General features: G+C 70.4%; 13 protein-coding genes and 1 pseudogene. 9 read left to right on the top strand and 5 right to left on the bottom strand.

Features of this window, described 5'->3' with window-relative positions; translation table 11 throughout:
* Positions 1–291: a hypothetical protein gene (locus tag Dfulv_RS32685; RefSeq protein WP_259857660.1), complete on the bottom strand. Its 291-nt coding sequence runs from the start codon at positions 289–291 to the stop codon at positions 1–3.
* Here Dfulv_RS32685 and Dfulv_RS32680 point away from each other — a divergent pair.
* On the top strand, positions 279–1739 hold the full coding sequence (locus Dfulv_RS32680; protein ID WP_259857659.1) for a M1 family metallopeptidase: 1461 nt from the start codon (positions 279–281) through the stop codon (positions 1737–1739). The two genes, Dfulv_RS32685 and Dfulv_RS32680, sit on opposite strands and share 13 nt — an antisense overlap.
* 128 nt (positions 1740–1867) lie before the next feature.
* Here the strand turns inward: Dfulv_RS32680 and Dfulv_RS32675 are convergent.
* A pseudogene (locus Dfulv_RS32675) lies at positions 1868–1978 on the bottom strand (diguanylate cyclase domain-containing protein); the annotation flags it as partial.
* A gap of 731 nt (positions 1979–2709) precedes the next feature.
* Here Dfulv_RS32675 and Dfulv_RS32670 point away from each other — a divergent pair.
* A complete protein-coding gene (locus Dfulv_RS32670) occupies positions 2710–3576 on the top strand; it encodes an AfsR/SARP family transcriptional regulator (protein ID WP_259857658.1) in 867 nt (288 codons plus the stop codon).
* Between the two features lie 8 nt (positions 3577–3584).
* On the opposite strand, the gene Dfulv_RS32665 is transcribed toward Dfulv_RS32670, so the two are convergent.
* The 3 genes from Dfulv_RS32665 to Dfulv_RS32655 are packed head-to-tail and all read right to left on the bottom strand — an operon-like array spanning position 3585 to position 6939.
* Positions 3585–4700 carry a hypothetical protein gene (locus Dfulv_RS32665; protein ID WP_259857657.1) on the bottom strand — a complete coding sequence of 372 codons (1116 nt, stop codon included), beginning with the start codon at positions 4698–4700 and terminating at the stop codon, positions 3585–3587.
* 7 nt (positions 4701–4707) lie between these two features.
* The gene (locus Dfulv_RS32660; RefSeq protein WP_259857656.1) at positions 4708–5589 is read right to left on the bottom strand and encodes an ATP-grasp domain-containing protein; all 882 of its coding nucleotides are present in this window, start codon (positions 5587–5589) and stop codon (positions 4708–4710) included.
* 3 nt (positions 5590–5592) lie between these two features.
* Complete coding sequence (locus Dfulv_RS32655) at positions 5593–6939, bottom strand: preATP grasp domain-containing protein (RefSeq protein WP_259857655.1); 1347 nt, start codon at positions 6937–6939, stop codon at positions 5593–5595.
* Between the two features lie 180 nt (positions 6940–7119).
* Between Dfulv_RS32655 and Dfulv_RS32650 the strand changes: the two genes are divergently transcribed.
* From Dfulv_RS32650 to Dfulv_RS32620, 7 genes are all read left to right on the top strand, one after another.
* Positions 7120–8664: a pyridoxal phosphate-dependent decarboxylase family protein gene (locus Dfulv_RS32650; protein WP_259857654.1), complete on the top strand. Its 1545-nt coding sequence runs from the start codon at positions 7120–7122 to the stop codon at positions 8662–8664.
* A 54-nt stretch (positions 8665–8718) separates the two neighbouring features.
* Positions 8719–9936 carry a fatty acid desaturase gene (locus Dfulv_RS32645; protein WP_259857653.1) on the top strand — a complete coding sequence of 406 codons (1218 nt, stop codon included), beginning with the start codon at positions 8719–8721 and terminating at the stop codon, positions 9934–9936.
* 68 nt (positions 9937–10004) lie between these two features.
* The gene (locus tag Dfulv_RS32640) at positions 10005–10448 is read left to right on the top strand and encodes a cobalamin-dependent protein (RefSeq protein ID WP_259857652.1); all 444 of its coding nucleotides are present in this window, start codon (positions 10005–10007) and stop codon (positions 10446–10448) included.
* On the top strand, positions 10441–11823 hold the full coding sequence (locus Dfulv_RS32635; RefSeq protein WP_259857651.1) for a methylaspartate mutase: 1383 nt from the start codon (positions 10441–10443) through the stop codon (positions 11821–11823). Before Dfulv_RS32640 ends, Dfulv_RS32635 begins: the two co-directional genes overlap by 8 nt.
* Before the next feature lie 20 nt (positions 11824–11843).
* Positions 11844–13607: a carbamoyltransferase N-terminal domain-containing protein gene (locus tag Dfulv_RS32630; RefSeq protein ID WP_259857650.1), complete on the top strand. Its 1764-nt coding sequence runs from the start codon at positions 11844–11846 to the stop codon at positions 13605–13607.
* 2 nt (positions 13608–13609) lie between these two features.
* Entirely contained in the window at positions 13610–14479 is an 870-nt protein-coding gene (locus Dfulv_RS32625; protein WP_259857649.1) for a phytanoyl-CoA dioxygenase family protein, read from the top strand.
* Entirely contained in the window at positions 14480–15760 is a 1281-nt protein-coding gene (locus Dfulv_RS32620; protein ID WP_259857648.1) for an MFS transporter, read from the top strand.
* The last annotated feature ends 4 nt before the right edge of the window (positions 15761–15764 follow it).

Genomic DNA, 15764 nt, shown 5'->3' with positions numbered 1-15764 from the left:
TCACCGTGTCGCCGGGGTGGTCGTCGGTTCTGTCAGGTCGGCTTTGTGTGGTCGGTGGGCCTTGACGGTGCGCACCGGTTGCGCGGTGGCGCGGCGGAAGACCCGGTTGCCGTCATCGCACTCGGTGATCAGCTCAGCATCGGTGACGGTGATCGTTCGGAGCAGCATGCCAACCGCGGACCGGTCCGGCAACCCGGATCCGCCGGCGTCGACCGGAATCGACTGGGTTCGTTGTCGCCGGGCATCACGGCGGGCCACTGTACCGTATGGTCTGCGCCGTGCGTCGATCATGGCTCCCAGTCGTTCTCTCCGCGGCCCTGCTGGCGGCGGCCTGCACCGATAGCAACCCGAAGCCGGAGGCCGCCGACAGCGCGGCGCCCGGCGTCTCCTCCAGCCCGGCCGGCCCCGACTACAGTGTGTGGTCGGCGGGCCGCTCTACGCCGGTCGCCGATCCGTTGTACCCCAACTACGGCAACCCCAACGTCGACGTGCTGCACTACGGGCTCGATCTCGCCTGGCAGCCGGAGACGAAGACGCTGACCGGCACGGCGACGCTCCAGCTGCGCGCCGCGGCCGATCTCACCGAGGTGAAGCTTGACTTCTCGAAGGCATACGTGCTCGACGGGGTCACGCTGAACGGGGTGGCCGCAACCGGTACCGTCGCGGAAACGAAGCTCACGGTCCCCGGAACGGTTGCCAAGAACGCATTTGCGACACTCGTCGTCAAATATCACGGCACGCCGACGACGGTGCCGATGCCGTCGCACCGCAGCGACGCCGAGCCGCTGGGGCTGACCGTCACCAAGGACGGCGGCCTGTGGACGATGCAGGAGCCGTACGGCGCGGCCACCTGGTATCCGGTGAACGACCAGCCGTCGGACAAGGCGCTGTACGACATCGCGGTGACCGTGCCGGACGGCTGGTCGGCGATCGCGAACGGCACGCTGAAGAGCCAGGACGGCAATACGTTCAAGTACACCGCGACGGCGCCGGTCGCGAGCTACCTGACGACCCTGGCCGTCGGGCGGTACAAGAAGGAGGCGGCGACCGGTCCGCACGGGATCCCGCTCACCTACTGGTACCGCCAGGGCCCCGACGACAAGGCCCTGCCGTACCTGCGCAAGTCGCCGCAGTATTTGGAGTGGCTGGAGAAGCACTTCGGCCCGTATCCGTTCGACAGCGCGGGCGTCCTCATGGTGCCGTCGGCCTCCGGCATGGAGACCCAGCAGATGATCACCATGGGCCTGCCCGACTACGGCAACGACGCCAACTTCAAGGCCGGCTTCGACGCCGACCTGCTGCACGAGTACGCCCACCAGTGGTTCGGCGACGCGGTCACCCCGACGAACTGGAACGACCTGTGGCTCAACGAGGGCTGGGCCACCTACGCGCAGCACCTGTACACCAACGAGCGCGACAAGGTCACGGCCAAACAATGGGAGGACTGGGCCCGCGGCGTCGACACCCGGCTGCGCAAGAACATCGGCCCGCCCGGCAAGCCCAAGGCGGACAGCTTCGCGGAGAGCAACGTCTATATGTGCCCGGCCCTCATGCTGCACCAGATCCACAGGCAGATCGGTGACGCCGCGTTCTTCGCGATGGCGACCGACTGGGCGCAGAAGAACCGCGACACGACCCAGGACCGGGCCTCGTTCATCGCGTTCGTGAACCAGCACACCGGCAAAGATTTCACGTCCCTCATCAACACCTGGCTGGATTCTCCGACCACACCGAAGTAAGCCCTGAACCGGGAGGGGGTCGGGCGGGTGCCCCGGCCCCGAACGACCACCCGGGCCGTCGTCGCGTCGCCGAGGTGGTAGGGCAGGCTGCAGGCCTCGATGAGCCGTTCGGCGGTGTGGACGGCGGCCGCGCCGTCGGTGCCCGGCAGCAGGACCACGAACTCGTCCCCGCCGATCCGGCAGACCAGGTCCTGCCCGCGCGTGGCGGCCGCCCGCCGGTGCCGCAGCGTCAGACCCATCCGGCCCGCCTGGATCGCGCCGTCCGGCACGATCCACGCCAACGCCCAGGCACGTCCGGTGATCAACAGTGCGAACCAGCCGACCACCTGGCTCCGCAGAATGCTGGCGATCGCGAGGAGCCACGTGTCGGGCAGCGTCGCCTGCCGGGCCGCGCGGATCTCGTACGGCTCGTCGGCGGCGCGCGGGGTCGCCTGCGCGAACGTCCGCAGCCCTTCCGCGCCGTGGCCCGCCCGGCGCTCGGACCCCGACGAACCACCCACGGTTTGGTTATCGGCGTTGATGACCGGGACATGAGTGAAGCCACCGGCCGAGGTGGACGTGGCGGCCTGCTGGTGCGGTGTCCGCTTCGGCAGGTCAACGTGGCCAAATCGGGCGCCAAAGACTGTGGTAGCGTCGCCGCGGGTTCGGTCCGGCGCGCGGCGGTTGCGGGCGCGCATCGGCGGACGTCACCGGGACCGCTGCACCGCGGCGTGCCGGTGGTCCGAGGTTTTCGCTGATCAGCGATGTTCGGCAGCGCGTCCTCCAGTCCGGTGGCGCCGGCGGTGGGTGCCCCGGGTGCGCAGTCCGCACCGAAGTCGTGCCGCGTGGTGCCGGCGGACGGAGCGCCGGATGGTTGCGCCGCGATCCCGATCTGCCGGTCAACTGCCGGTCAGTCTCCTGGAAGCGGTCCGGGACGCGGACATAGCTTGCCGATCATCACCATGAGCGCCGGTCAGGGAACGGGAGGAACATGCATTTTCGTCTGCTGGGGCCGGTCGAGGTCGTCGGCCCGGACGGACCCGCGCGCATCACAGCGCCCCGCGAGCAGATCGTGTTGTCGATGCTGCTGGCCGAGGCCAACCAGGTGGTGCCGATGAAGCGGTTGATCGCCTCGATCTGGGACGAACGAGCACCGCGCACCGCGCGCAGCCAGGTGCAGATCTGCGTGTCGACGCTGCGTCGTCACCTCGCCGCGGCCGGTCTCGAAGGCAGAGTGTCCACCCTGCCGGCGGGCTACCTCCTGCAGGCGGCCATCGAGGAACTGGACCTGTTGTCGTTCCAGCAATGCCAGGCGGACGGCCGGGAAGCCGCCCGGCGAGGGGACCTCGAGGGCGCCGCACGGGCGTACCGTGCCGGCTTGGCCGTATGGCGCGGCGAGCCGTTCGCCGGGTTGACCGGTCGGGTCGTGGAGACCGTGGCCACCAGCCTGATCGAGCGGCGGCTGAGTGTCATCGAGGAGTGCATCGCGGTCGACCTGCAGCTGGGTCGCCACCACGAGGTGATCGGCGACCTGGTGATGCTCGTAGCGGAGCACCCGCTGCGGGAGCGGCTGCGCGGACAGCTCATGGTGGCGCTGTACCGGGCGGGTCGCCGGCCGGAGGCGCTCGACGCGTACCACGCTGCCCGTCACATGCTGGTCGAGGACATGGGGCTGGAGCCGGGGGAGCCCCTGCGGCGGCTCCAGCAGGCGATCCTGGCCGACGCCGCGGAGTTGAAGGTCCCGGCGGTGTTCGGCGCGCAGGCGGTTCCCGTCGTGCCGCTCGCCGCCGTCATCGCGGACTTCGCCGGTCAGGACCGGGGCAACGGTGCCGCTCCCGACGAAGTCCGCAGCCGGTAGTGCCGGCGTCAGTCCACGTAGCTCTCCAGCACGCTGCGTCGCCGGACGTCCAGTGTCATGCAATGGAAGCTTCCTCCGGTCACCCGGCCGTGCCGCCAGCGACACGTCACGGGCGTGAATCCCGCGTTGGCCAGGTCCTTGATCAGGGTCACCTGCTCCTCGGCCACCACGACGCGCTCCTCGTCCAGGGAGAGCACGTTCATGCCGAGCGACGGTGCCGCGAGCACCGGACGGCGGCCGTACACGCCGGGGACCAGATCGTCGGCGGGCGGCGTGTAGCGGATCACGTCCCAGTTCCGCAGGAACGCGGGCAGTTGCTCCACGTCGACGGAGTGGTGCAGCAACAGCGTGCCGGGCCGTAGCGGCACGACGCGTGTGTCGACGTGGTTGTCGATGACGTTGATCTCATGAACGCGGTAGTCGTCACCGAGTTGCCGGGCCAGCCAGCGCATGCCCATCCGGTGGTTCTCCGTGGAGCAGTTGAACAGGATGTCGCGGCCGAGCCGGACGGTCTGCGCGCCGTCGAACATCGGTTCGTGGCGCTGCTCCACGGGTACCGGGCCCCGGTATCCGTGGAGCAGCGCGTAGCCGTAGTCGAAGTTGTCGGGGCGCAACCGGGACCGCGGTGCGACGGTCCACGACGCACCGTTGTCGAGGTACTCGGTGAGCAGGCCCTTGTACAGGTCGGCCTCCAGATACCGGCTCCGCACCATGGGCGCGGTCTCGATGATCTCGTTGCCGACGACGAGGAACAGGTCGCGCGGCATCACCGAGTGCCCGGCGAGGGTCTGCCAGTCGGGGGTACGGATGGGTGACGGCTCAGGACGTGGGTCGGGCAGCCGGACATGGACACCCTCCCGGGCCAGGAGGGCGAGAAACTCGGCCTGGTCCTCCGCCATTTCGGCCATCAGCCGGCGTTCCGCCGGTGAGTCTTCGACGACCCACGGTTCGGTGGTCGACGGATCCACCGTGGAGTCGAGGTTGGCGCAGAAGAAGAGCCGGAAGCTGACGTCGTCGTGGTAGGCGAGGTGGTACGGCTCGCCCACGACGACTTCCTCCAGGTGGGACCAGCCGTTGTGTGAGTTGACGATCGGCCGGTCGGCTGTTGCCGGTTGGGAAGACACGGGACTCCTATCGACGTGCGTGGTCGGACTCCACCAACTCGTAGATCGCCTCGACGGTGCGTCGCTGGTCGTCGGGCTTCGACAGGTACCAGCCGGGAGTGTTGTTGATCTCGAGGATTCGCCAGCCGTCCGGACCGGGAACGAAGTCCAGGCCGGAGACTGAGATGCCGACGGTCCGGGTCGCCCGGACGGCCAGTTCGACGAGTTCCGCCGGCGGCTCCGCCTCGCGTACCGAGGCACCCTGCATGGTGTTGGCTCGCCAGTCGTGCGGGGCCGGCACTCGCTGGAAGTTCAGCACCGCGCGGTCGCCGACCACGGTGATGCGGAAGTCTCCGTCCGGGTGCGGCACGTACGGCTGGCAGATGACCAGCTGGTAGGTCTTCAGGAGCCGTTCGACGACGTGCTGCTCGGCATCGGCGTCGCTGACCCGCTCGACGTCGGTCCCGCCGTAGCTGAACGACGGCTTGACCACCACCGTGCCCCACTCCGTCACGGCCGCACGGACCTCCGCGACGTCCCGGCACGTGATCGTCGGCACGATCGGCAGCCCGGCGGTGGCCAGCCGCTGCAGGGTCAACGTCTTGTTCTCCACCGCGAAGTACACGTCGAGCGGGTCCATCACCCGCAGCCCCGGCACGGCGCACAGCAGCGCGTACCGTTCGTAGTCGGCCTGCACCCGGTCGGCGCGGATCTCGGCGCGAGAGAGGACCACGTCGAAGTCGCCGGCCGGCACCTGGTCGATGTACGTGACCGGCCCGGCAGGGCCCGTGCGGCACCGAATGTCGTCAAGGGTGAACAGCGTCACCTCGTGCCGCCGGTCCAGGCCGACGGTCACCAGACTGTGCGACTCCGGCTCTTCCCGGTCCCAGCCGAGGATGCCGACACGCACGGCTCAGCCCTCGCCTTCGCCCGGCCGGGCGACCGTCTCGAGCAGCGCTTCCAGACCGTGCTCGAACTCCTGCGCCTGGGCGCGGTCCCGGCCGATGGCCAGGTATTCGATCGTGCCCCTGGCGTCGACGTTGGCGACGATCACCCCGCTGCGCGTGCCGCGGTCGAACGCCAGTCCGGTCCGGCCGAGGTGCTCGACCAGTTCCGCGACGCGCGGGGCGGGCAGCCCGTTGCGGGTCATGATGACGTACTCGTCCAGGTAGGTCGGGCCCAGCAGCCGGCGGGCGATGACGTCGATGTTCGTGGCACCGCCGGCACGGCCGTTGAACTCGGTGAAGGACAGGCGCCCTGAGCTGTCCACGATGGCGTCGATGTTCATCAGACCCTGGTAGCCCATGTGCTGGGCGAGGACCGCGATCTGCTGACTGTCCGCGCAGAGGCGCGCATGCAGCGTGCCGGCAAGGTCCTGGGGCGGGAAGACGTAGCCGTTCCACACCGGTTCCATCCGCATGTCGCCGTAGTTCAGCAGCACCGGCGCCCGGTCGGCCGGGATGTACAACTCGGACGAGAGGGTCAGTGCGTCGGGCTGGTACACCTCCACGATGAGCCGCGCAGCCGCCGTCCCGGGGTGGAGCGTGGGAAACTCGGCCAGGCCGAGTGTGGCGATCCCGGCGGTGACGGCCGCCCTGGAGGGCTCGTCCAGACGCAGCGTCCTGAACACCCCGATGCCGGGCACCGACGGGTCGGTGGTCACGAGCACGTTGCCGTCGCCGCCCGCGTTGTGGTCCTGTTTGACGATGACCGAGCCGGTCTTCGGAAGCAGCGCGGTCACGGCGTCGATCAACTCCCGGCCCGGGTCGACCACCAGGCCTTCAGGCACCGGTACCCCGGCGGCCAGGGCGAGCGCGCGGAACACGACCTTGCTGTTCATGAGGGCGGCGAGGTCCTGTGCGTACGGCGTCGGGGTGACGGCCAGACCCAGGCGCTGCTCCCAGTGCGCGACGTCGCGGTCCCGGATGTAGCAGTCGAGCGTCCAGTCACCGCCGGCGGTGATCCGCGCCCGCAGCTCGTCGACCAGCTCCGGATTCTCGTCGGGGTACCAGCTGGGCGACCGGTAGTCGCGCAGGCTCAGCACGGTCGGCCCGCCGTCCGGCAGATCGAGGATCGCGGTGAGGTAGGCGAGGAAGTCCTTGTCGATCTCGGCAGGGATGACCGCGATGTCGTCGCTGTCCAACGACCACAGCATCCGGGTGCCGATGACCTCGTAGATGGGCCTGGACTCGACGGGGATGTCCTCGGGACGGGCGACCATCGCCCGGCTCTGCGGGTTGGCCAGCACCAGCTTGGGCACGACTGTCTGCCTTTCTGCGGATGGTCTCGCACGTCGGAGGCGACGGCACGGGGCGGCGGCAAGGCCCAGTGCATCCGCGTGCACTATCGGAGCGGCATCGGGTGGCAATCGATGCGCCGGCCCGGCGACTCGATTGCGATTCGATACCGGGTCGAAGGCGCGCTCGGCTTCCATGGCGCCATGGCCACTGCCGTTCCCGGAGCTCCTTCACCGGCCTTGTTCGCCGGAACCGGCGTCGGACTGGCGGAGCTGCGCACCTATACGGACCTCGCCCTCGATCTGCTGGCCGAGAACCTCGCCGGGCGGAGCGGGCCGGTGCCGCCCGGAGGCCCCGGCAGGGTGGGCGGTCCCGGCACCGGGCCGCTGTCCGAGGCGCTCATCGGCGAAACCGGGCAGGACGCGCGTACCACGTTCGTCGAGTTGATCCGGGCCTTCGCCGGCGGCGCCGTTGATCTGAACCACGCGGCGGCGGTGGCGCGTATGCAGTGTCCACCGCTCGCACCGGCGGTCGCCGCTGAGGTGGTGGTGGCGGCACTGAACCAGTCCCTGCACGCGTGGGAGAGCGGTCCGTCGGCCCTGGAGCTGGACCGCTGGGTCGTCGAGGGCCTGGCCGCGGCGGTCGGCTACGGACCGGCCTCGGGCGGCACGCTGACGGCAGGCGGAAGCGTGTCGAACCTGATGGGACTCCTCGCCGCCCGCGAGTGGGTGCTGTCGGCACGGCAAGGCACGTCGACCTTCGGCAGCGGGCTGGCGGGGCTGGGCGCCCGTCCCGTCGTGCTGTGCTCCGACTCGACCCACTTCTCCGTCGCCCGTGCCGTCGGCGTGGTGGGCATCGGCACCGAGAACATCGTTCGCCTGCCGAGCGACGAGCACGGCCGGATCCGGCCGGATCTCGCGGAGCAGGTACTGATCGACCTGCCGCCCGGCACGGTGCCGGTGGCACTGGTCGCCTGCGCGGGTACCACGGACTTCGGCTGGGTCGATCCGCTGCCGGAGCTGGCCGTGATCGCCCGCCGGCGCGGTGTCTGGCTGCACGTCGACGCGGCGTACGGTGGTGGCGCGATCTTCTCCGATCGGCTGCGGCCCATGCTGCGCGGCATCGCCGAGGCGGACTCGGTCACGCTCGACCTGCATAAGTTCGGTTGGGTGCCGGCGTCGGCGAGCGCCCTGCTGGTGCGATCGGCCGCCAGCCTCGACCCGTTGGCCGGTGACACCACGACCCTCAATGCCGAGGACGATCGGCTCGCCGGCTACCACGGCCGGTACGGCTCCTCGCTCCAGGCCACCCGCCGGGTCGACGCGCTGAAGATCGCGGTCGCGTTGCGCACCCTCGGCCGCCGCGGCATCGGGGAGATGGTCGACGCATGCCACGCCCTGGCCTGTCACGCGGCCGACCGGATCGCCGTGCATCCACGGCTGGAACTCGCCGACCGGCCGGTGCTGAGCACCGTGGTCTTCCGCTATCTGCCCGATCCCGGCGTGGACGCCGACGCCTTCAACGCCGAACTGCGCCGTCGACTGATGGCGGCCGGCACCGTGCTGACCGCCCGCACCCGCGTCCCGCGCCCGGACGGCACGGCCCCTGTGTTCCTCAAGCTGATGCTGCTCAACCCGGCGACGACCGCGGAACAGCTCGATGGTGTCGTCGCCGACGTGCTCGCCGGTGCCGCGGAGCTGTCCGCAGCGCACCCGGCGGTGCCGGCGGCAGGCGTGGCCCGCCCATGACACATCTCGTCTGATGCCTGGGGGTGCCGCCTGATGGCTCACATGGGGAGGGTGATGACGAACTCCGTGGTGGACAGGCCCACGTCGGAACGCGCCGGGGACCCCGGTGATCCGGTGCGCGAGTCGATGCGGCCGCTACCGGAGATCCTCGCGCTGCCGTTGACGTTGCTCACCGGCCGGCCGCACGCCGGTCAGCGTCCGATCCGGTTCACTGCCGGCCAGCACCTGGTCAACGCCTTCGCGTCCCTGCTCGGCGGCCTTGCGGTCACCGCGGTCGCGCTGCACGCCGGCGGGTGGTACCTGCTGCTCCTGCTGCCGGGCTGGGCGATGACGCTGCACGGCATGCGCAACCTCCGCATGATGATCTTCCACCAGTGCTCGCACGGCAACATGTGGGCGCGGAGCCGTCTTGATACGGCACTCGGCCGCCTGCTCGCCGCGTTGCTGATGATCCAGCAGTTCGACCGCTATCAGGTGGAACACGTCGGCGAGCACCACGCCCGGCATCACATGACACTGCGCGACCCGACTGTTCAAGCGATCCTGCTCAGCCTCGGGCTGCGCCCAGGCATGACCAGGCGGCAGATGTGGCGCAACACCCTGCACAGGCTCGTCTCGCCGAGCTTCCACCTCCGGTTCGGTCTCGCGCGGCTGCGTTCGTACTTCCATTTCGCCGGACCCGGCGAACGCGCCCTGGCCGGTGCCGGCCTGCTGGCCGTGGCGGTGCTGGCCACCTGGTGGCACGCCTGGACCTTCGTGCTGGTCGGCTGGGTCCTGCCGGCGACCCTCTTCTTCCAGGTGAGCAACACGCTGCGGCTGTGCGTCAAGCACACGTTCCCGCCGGCCGGCCGTGCCGACCGGCGCGGACCCGACTACTTCGGCGGCCTCACCAACGCCATCTTCCTCGGCGAGGCCGCGCCTCGCCCGGGTCGGTCCCGGCCTGCCGCCGCCCGCGCGTGGGCCAGATGGCTGTGCCGTATGGCGTTCGTTCACTTTCCGGCCCGATACCTGGTGCTGACCGGCGACACGGTCTGCCATGACTACCACCACCGGCATCCGAAGAGCCGCGACTGGCCCAACTACATCTTCGCCCGGGAACAGGACCACCTGGCAGGACACCGAGGCTGGCCCGCTTACCGGCACGTGTGGGGCATGGTGCCGGCGATCAATCTGGTGTTCGACTCGCTCAGCCGGGCGGACCCGGACGAGTACGACGTCGCCCGACTCCGCGAGGTGAACGAGCGTGAACTGTTCGCTGCCTTCGACGACTGACGGACGCCGGGCCGGAGCGACCTGTCGAGGGTGGGGCGGCCCGCCGCGGGTGGGAGGGGAGAGCTGACGTGACCGGGCGGACCGTATCGCACACCCCGGTGCTGATCCTCGGCGTCGCCGAGAGTGATGCGCACGCGGTGGCGAACCATCTGATCGCGATGTACCTGCGCGAGTCCGGCTTCGAGGTCGTCAACCTCGGTGTGTGCACCCCGCTCACGGAGTTCGCGGACGCGCAGTCAGCGCGGCCCGAAGCCGTCGCGGTACTGATCGGCAGCATCAACGGCCACGCTGCCCAGGACCTGCGCGACTTGCCCGCGCTTCGGGCGGTCGGCCGGCTGACATGCCCGGTGATCGTCGGCGGGAACCTCTCGGTGGGCAGCCGCAAGAGCGGTGACGAGGTACGCCGGCTCACCGAGCTGGGCGTCGACCACGTCCTGCGGGACCTGCACGAGCTGCTGCCGTTGCTCGACACGATCGTGGCATCGCGACCGAGGAGCCCGTCCGGTGCCTGACCTGTTGGAGATGCTCGAACTGTCCGCCGAGGTCGTCACCGGGCTGCCCGACTCGGCGGAGATCACCGCGCGGCTGGCGACCCATCCGGGCCGGCGGCCGGTCGACGCGCTGCGCGCCGCGGACCTCTCGGGCCGGCCGTTCGTCCAACCGCGGTGCGGCGTCGGCGGGCACGAGCAGATGGTCGACCTGCTCCGCGGGCTTGCCCGGACCGGACCGGGAATGCTGTCGGTGACCATCGACTCGTACACCCGGCTGCGGCAGTTCACCGCCGCCGCGCGGGTCCTCCGGGAGCAGCCTGCCGACCTCAACGGCTACCCCCTCGTGGCACACGGCTGGCACCGGGCCCGCGAGCTGGTCGACGCGGTCGACGTCCCGCTGGAGGTGCGGCACGGCTCACCGGACGCACGGGAGCTCTTCGCGGTCAGCGTGGCAGCGGGGATCAGCTCATTCGAAGGCGGCGGAATCAGCTACAACCTGCCCTACTCCAAGGCCGTGCCGCTGGCCGACTCGCTCGCCGCATGGCGCCGGGTGGACGCGGCCTGCGGCCGGCTCGCCCGCGACGGCGTGCTCGTGGACCGGGAACTGTTCGGCACGCTGACCGCGGTGCTGATGCCGCCGTCGATCAGCCTCGCCGTGGCGCTGCTGGAGGCGCGCCTCGCGATCGAGGAGGGTGTCGGCTGCGTGTCGATCGCGTACCCGCAGGGCGGTGAAGCGCACCAGGACATCGCGGCCCTGCGCAGCATCCGGTCGCTGGGACAGCGCTACCTCCCCGCCGGCGTAGAGGTCTATCCGGTGCTGCACGAGTTCATGGGAGTCTTCCCCCGCCGGCAGCCCGAGGCGGACGCGCTCATCCTGTACGGCGGCCTGGTGGCACGGCTCGGCAGGGCGACGAAGGTGGTGTGCAAGACCAACCAGGAGGCGTACGGGATTCCCGACGCGGCGGCGAGCGCACACGGCGTCCGCACCGCCGCGCTGGGCACGAGTGGACTGCTGGACTTCGTCCGGCTCGACGAGGACCGGATCGCCGAGGAACAGCATTGGCTCGAGCGCGAGGTCGCCGAGATCGTCGATCCTGTCCTCGACCGTCCCGACCTGGCCGCCGGGATCGTGGACGCGTTCGCCAAGGGACAACTGGACGTGCCGTTCAGCGCGAGCGTCCACGCGCGGTCGGCGGTCGTGCCGCAACGCGACGGCACCGGCGCGATTCGATACCGCGACGTCGGGCACCTGCCGCTCTCCGCGGCCACCCGGCGCCACCACACGCGCCGCCTCGCCGGTGTCCGGAGCCGCCCGCTCATCGACGTCATCTCGGCCGACGTGAACTACTTCTCCGACGCCCACGCATGGCTGGCATCCGTGTCGGCCGACGAGTAACGACCCACGGAGGCGAGCCAATGATCATCTGTGGTCTCAAGCTGACCCATGACGGCGCGGTCGCGGTTCTCGACGGCGACCGTCTCGTGTTCAGCATGGAGATGGAGAAGCGTGCCAACGGGCGCCGTTACAGTGCGATCGAGGACCTGCGTCACGTGGCCGACATCCTCGCCGACTTCGGCTACACCGTGGACGACGTCGACGAGTGGGTGATCGACGGCTGGGACGGCGACCGGACGCACGTGCTGCACCGTTCCGACGGCGGCGATCCCCTCGTCATCCCGATCGGACCCTATCGCGAGAGCGAGCACGCACCGGACCTGTTGCGGCCCAGCCTGTCCGGCAGCTTCACGATCAGCGGCACACCGCTGCGCTACACCAGCTATCCGCACGCCGCCGGTCACCTGGCCAGCGGGTACGGGTCCAGCCCGTACGCCGTTCGCGGTGAGCCGTCGTTCGTGCTGATCTGGGACGGCGGGCTCTTTCCGATGCTCTACTGGGCCGACCCGGCACACGGGGTGCGATCGCTGGGTCACCTGTTTCCGCTCATCGGCCATGCGTACGCGATCGCCGGGCTGAACTTCGGGCCGCAGCGGGGGGTGTCACAGGCGACCAAGGCCGACGAGCTGTCGATCGCCGGCAAACTCATGGCGTACATCGCCCTGGGCACGGCCCGCCCGGAGGTGCTGAGCATGCTCGCGGAGGCGTTCCACCGGATCTTCGAAAGCGACGCCGAACCGGCGGTGCTCTACCGGAAGTCGGTCGGGGGATACGGCAGCCTCTTCGAGCCGTCCCGGCCGCCGGTGTACGAGCTGTTCGCGAGTCTGCGGGACGGGGTCCGTCCGCTCGGCGTGTCCGACGAGGACGTGCTGGCGAGCATCCACGTGTTCCTCGAACGTCTGCTGGTCGAGCGGATCACCGCGATGGTGGAGCACTGGTCGGCCATGCCGGATTCGCCGGCCGCCGAGGGGCCCTGGAACCTGTGCCTGGTCGGCGGCTGCGCGCTGAACATCAAGTGGAACAGCGCTCTGCGGGCGCTCCCGATCTTCCGCGACGTGTGGGTGCCCCCGTTTCCCAACGACAGCGGTTCTGCGATCGGTGCGGCGGCACTCGGCCTCGCGCAGCACACCGGGCTGGTGCCACTGGCCTGGCAACTGCGGTCCGGGCCCAGGCTCGGGCCGCCGCCCGGCGCGCTGCCGCCCGGCTGGACCGCGGCGCGAACCAGCGCGTCCGGTCTCGCCCAGGTCCTGCACGAGACGGGCGAACCGGTGGTGGTGCTGAACGGACGGGCCGAGCTGGGCCCGCGGGCCCTCGGTGGGCGCAGCATACTTGCGGCTGCCACCTCACCTGCGATGCGGGACCGGCTCAACCGGATGAAGGGCCGGGAGCCGTACCGGCCGGTCGCCCCGGTCTGTCTTGTCGATCGGGCGCCGGAGATCTTCGACCCCGGAGTGCCGGATCCGTACATGCTGTTCGACCACCGGGTGCGGCCGGAGTGGGTGTCGAGGATTCCGGCGGTGGTGCACCTGGACGGCACCGCACGTCTCCAGACGGTGTCCGCCTCGGACGATCCGTTCCTGGCCGAGGTGCTGGAGTGCTATCACCGGCACAGCGGCGTGCCGGTGCTGTGCAACACCAGCGCGAACCTGGCCGGTCGCGGCTTCTTCCCGGATGTGGCGTCGGCGATCGAGTGGGGCCGCGCCGGCCTGGTCTACAGCGAGGGCGTGCTGTACCAGCGGTCGTCCCCGGCCGACGGCGGACCCGACGAACGTGAGCGGTGGTGACGATGCGGCTCAGTCATGAACAGGTTGAGGCATACCATCGGGACGGGTTTCTCACCGTCGAGTCGCTGTTCGACGCGCAAGAGGTCCGGGCGCTCACCGAGGCGTACAGCCGGGACAGCGGAAGGCCCGGTCCGCAGCGGATCGTCGAGGACGGCGGCGAGGCGGTCCGCACGGTGTATGCCTCCCACGAGCGGGAGCCGCTCTTCGCGCGGGTGGTGCGTGATTCCCGCCTGCTGGTGCCCGTCCAGCAGCTACTCACCGAATGCGTCTATGTCTATCAATTCAAGGTGAACGCCAAGCCGGCCTTCGGCGGGGACAAGTGGTCCTGGCACCAGGACTATCCGGCCTGGCGGATCGCGGACGGCCTGCCGGCACCACGGCAGGTGAACATCGGGGTGTTCCTCGACGAAGCGACCGAGTTCAACGGGCCGGTCGTCGTGGTCCCGGGCTCGCACCGGGCGGGGGTCCGCCGGGTCGACCGCCGGCGCGGTGTCCGTTCGGCACAGCACCTGGACCCCGACGACATCGCTCTCACTCGCGAGGATCTTGCCGACCTGGTCCGGGTCCACGGCATGCACGCACTCAAGGGGCCGGCCGGTTCGGCGGTGTTCTTCTCGCCCGAGATCGTGCACGGCTCCGCCCCGAACATCTCACCGGTGCCGCGACGTCTCATGATCGTGACGTACAACGACGTGGCGAACCTGCCGTCGTGGCCGGGTGAACCCCGGCCGGCATACCTGGTCGGGCGTGACACCGAGCCGCTTCGGATCGCCGCCGGCCCGTTGCCGGGCGCGGTCACCGAACGGATCCGGCGCCTGCCTCCCGGCGGCACGCTCACGACCGGGGCAGCGGGCCGACGGACTGTTCGTTAGGTGGCGAGCACGACCTCCCGCGGGCTCGGCACCGGGTTCGCGTACTTCTGGACCGCCACGACCGTCTCGTCGCTGGGAGACGGGATGACCCGGGTAGCCGCACCGCTGCTGGTGTTGTCGACGACCGGCAGCCCGCTGCTGGTCTCCGGGACGATGTTCGCGGCCACGCTGCCGTGGCTGCTCTTCTCACTCGTCAGCGGCGCGCTGGTGGACCGCCTCGACCGGCGCCGCACGATGGTGGCCGTGGACGCGTGCCGAGCCGTCGCGGCCGGTGCGCTGGGCGTCGGCGTGGCGCTGGACCGGGGTGGCGTCTGGCTGCTGTATGCGGCGCTGTTGCTGTTCGGCACCGGCGAGACCCTGTTCCGGGCCGCCGGCCTGTCCATGATGCCCGCACTCGTCCCACCGGACCTGCTGGAGCGCGCCAACGGCCGGCTCGGCGCCGCCCGTACCGTCGCGCATGACATGCTCGCCGGCCCGCTCGGCGGTTTCCTGTTCGCCGCCTCGGCTGCTGCCCCGTTTGTCATCGACGGCGCCTCGTTCGCGGTCAGCGCGGTGTTGCTGGCGATGCTGCCGATGCTGCCAGGGACCTCCGGCCGGGCCGTCGGCCCCCGCACCTCGCCGCCCGGTCACCGGCGTTCGTTGCGGACCGACATCCTCGAAGGTGCTCGCTGGCTGCTGGCACACCGGCTGCTGCGCACCCTGGCGGTGCTGATCGGTCTGCTCAACGTCACCCTGACCGCCGCTCTGGCCATTCTCGCCCTCCTCGCGACCGAGCGACTGGGCCTCGGTTCGGTCGGATACGGCCTGCTGTTCACCGCGCTCGCCGTCGGGGGTCTGGTCGGCTCGCTGTTCGGTGAGTGGTTCGTCCGGCGCTTCACGGCGCGGGTGACCCTGCGGGCGGGGCTGGTGGTCGAGGCCGCGTTCCATCTCTGCCTGGCGGTATCGGACAGCCCCGTCGTCGCGGGGCTGGCACTGGGCGTGTTCGGCATCCACGGTGCACTGTGGACGATCGTGGTGGCGTCGCTGCGGCAGCGGCTCACCCCCGGCTCCATGCTCGGCCGGGTCAACAGCGCGTATCTGTTCCTTGCCGCCGGAGGCAATGCGATCGGCGCGCTGCTCGGCGGTGTGGTCACCGCGACGTTCGGGGTGACGGCGCCGTACTGGATCGGCTTTGTGGTGGCGGTGGCCGTGGCCGCGGCGACCTGGCGCGTCCTGGGCTCGCGGATGCCCACGGCGGATGGCCCCGGCGACGCCGCGCCGGGCGATCCGCACCTGGCCTGACCCG

The sequence above is a fragment of the Dactylosporangium fulvum genome, from assembly GCF_025137375.1.
Lineage (GTDB): Bacteria > Actinomycetota > Actinomycetes > Mycobacteriales > Micromonosporaceae > Dactylosporangium > Dactylosporangium fulvum.
This window is presented reverse-complemented; position numbering and strand designations above follow the sequence as displayed.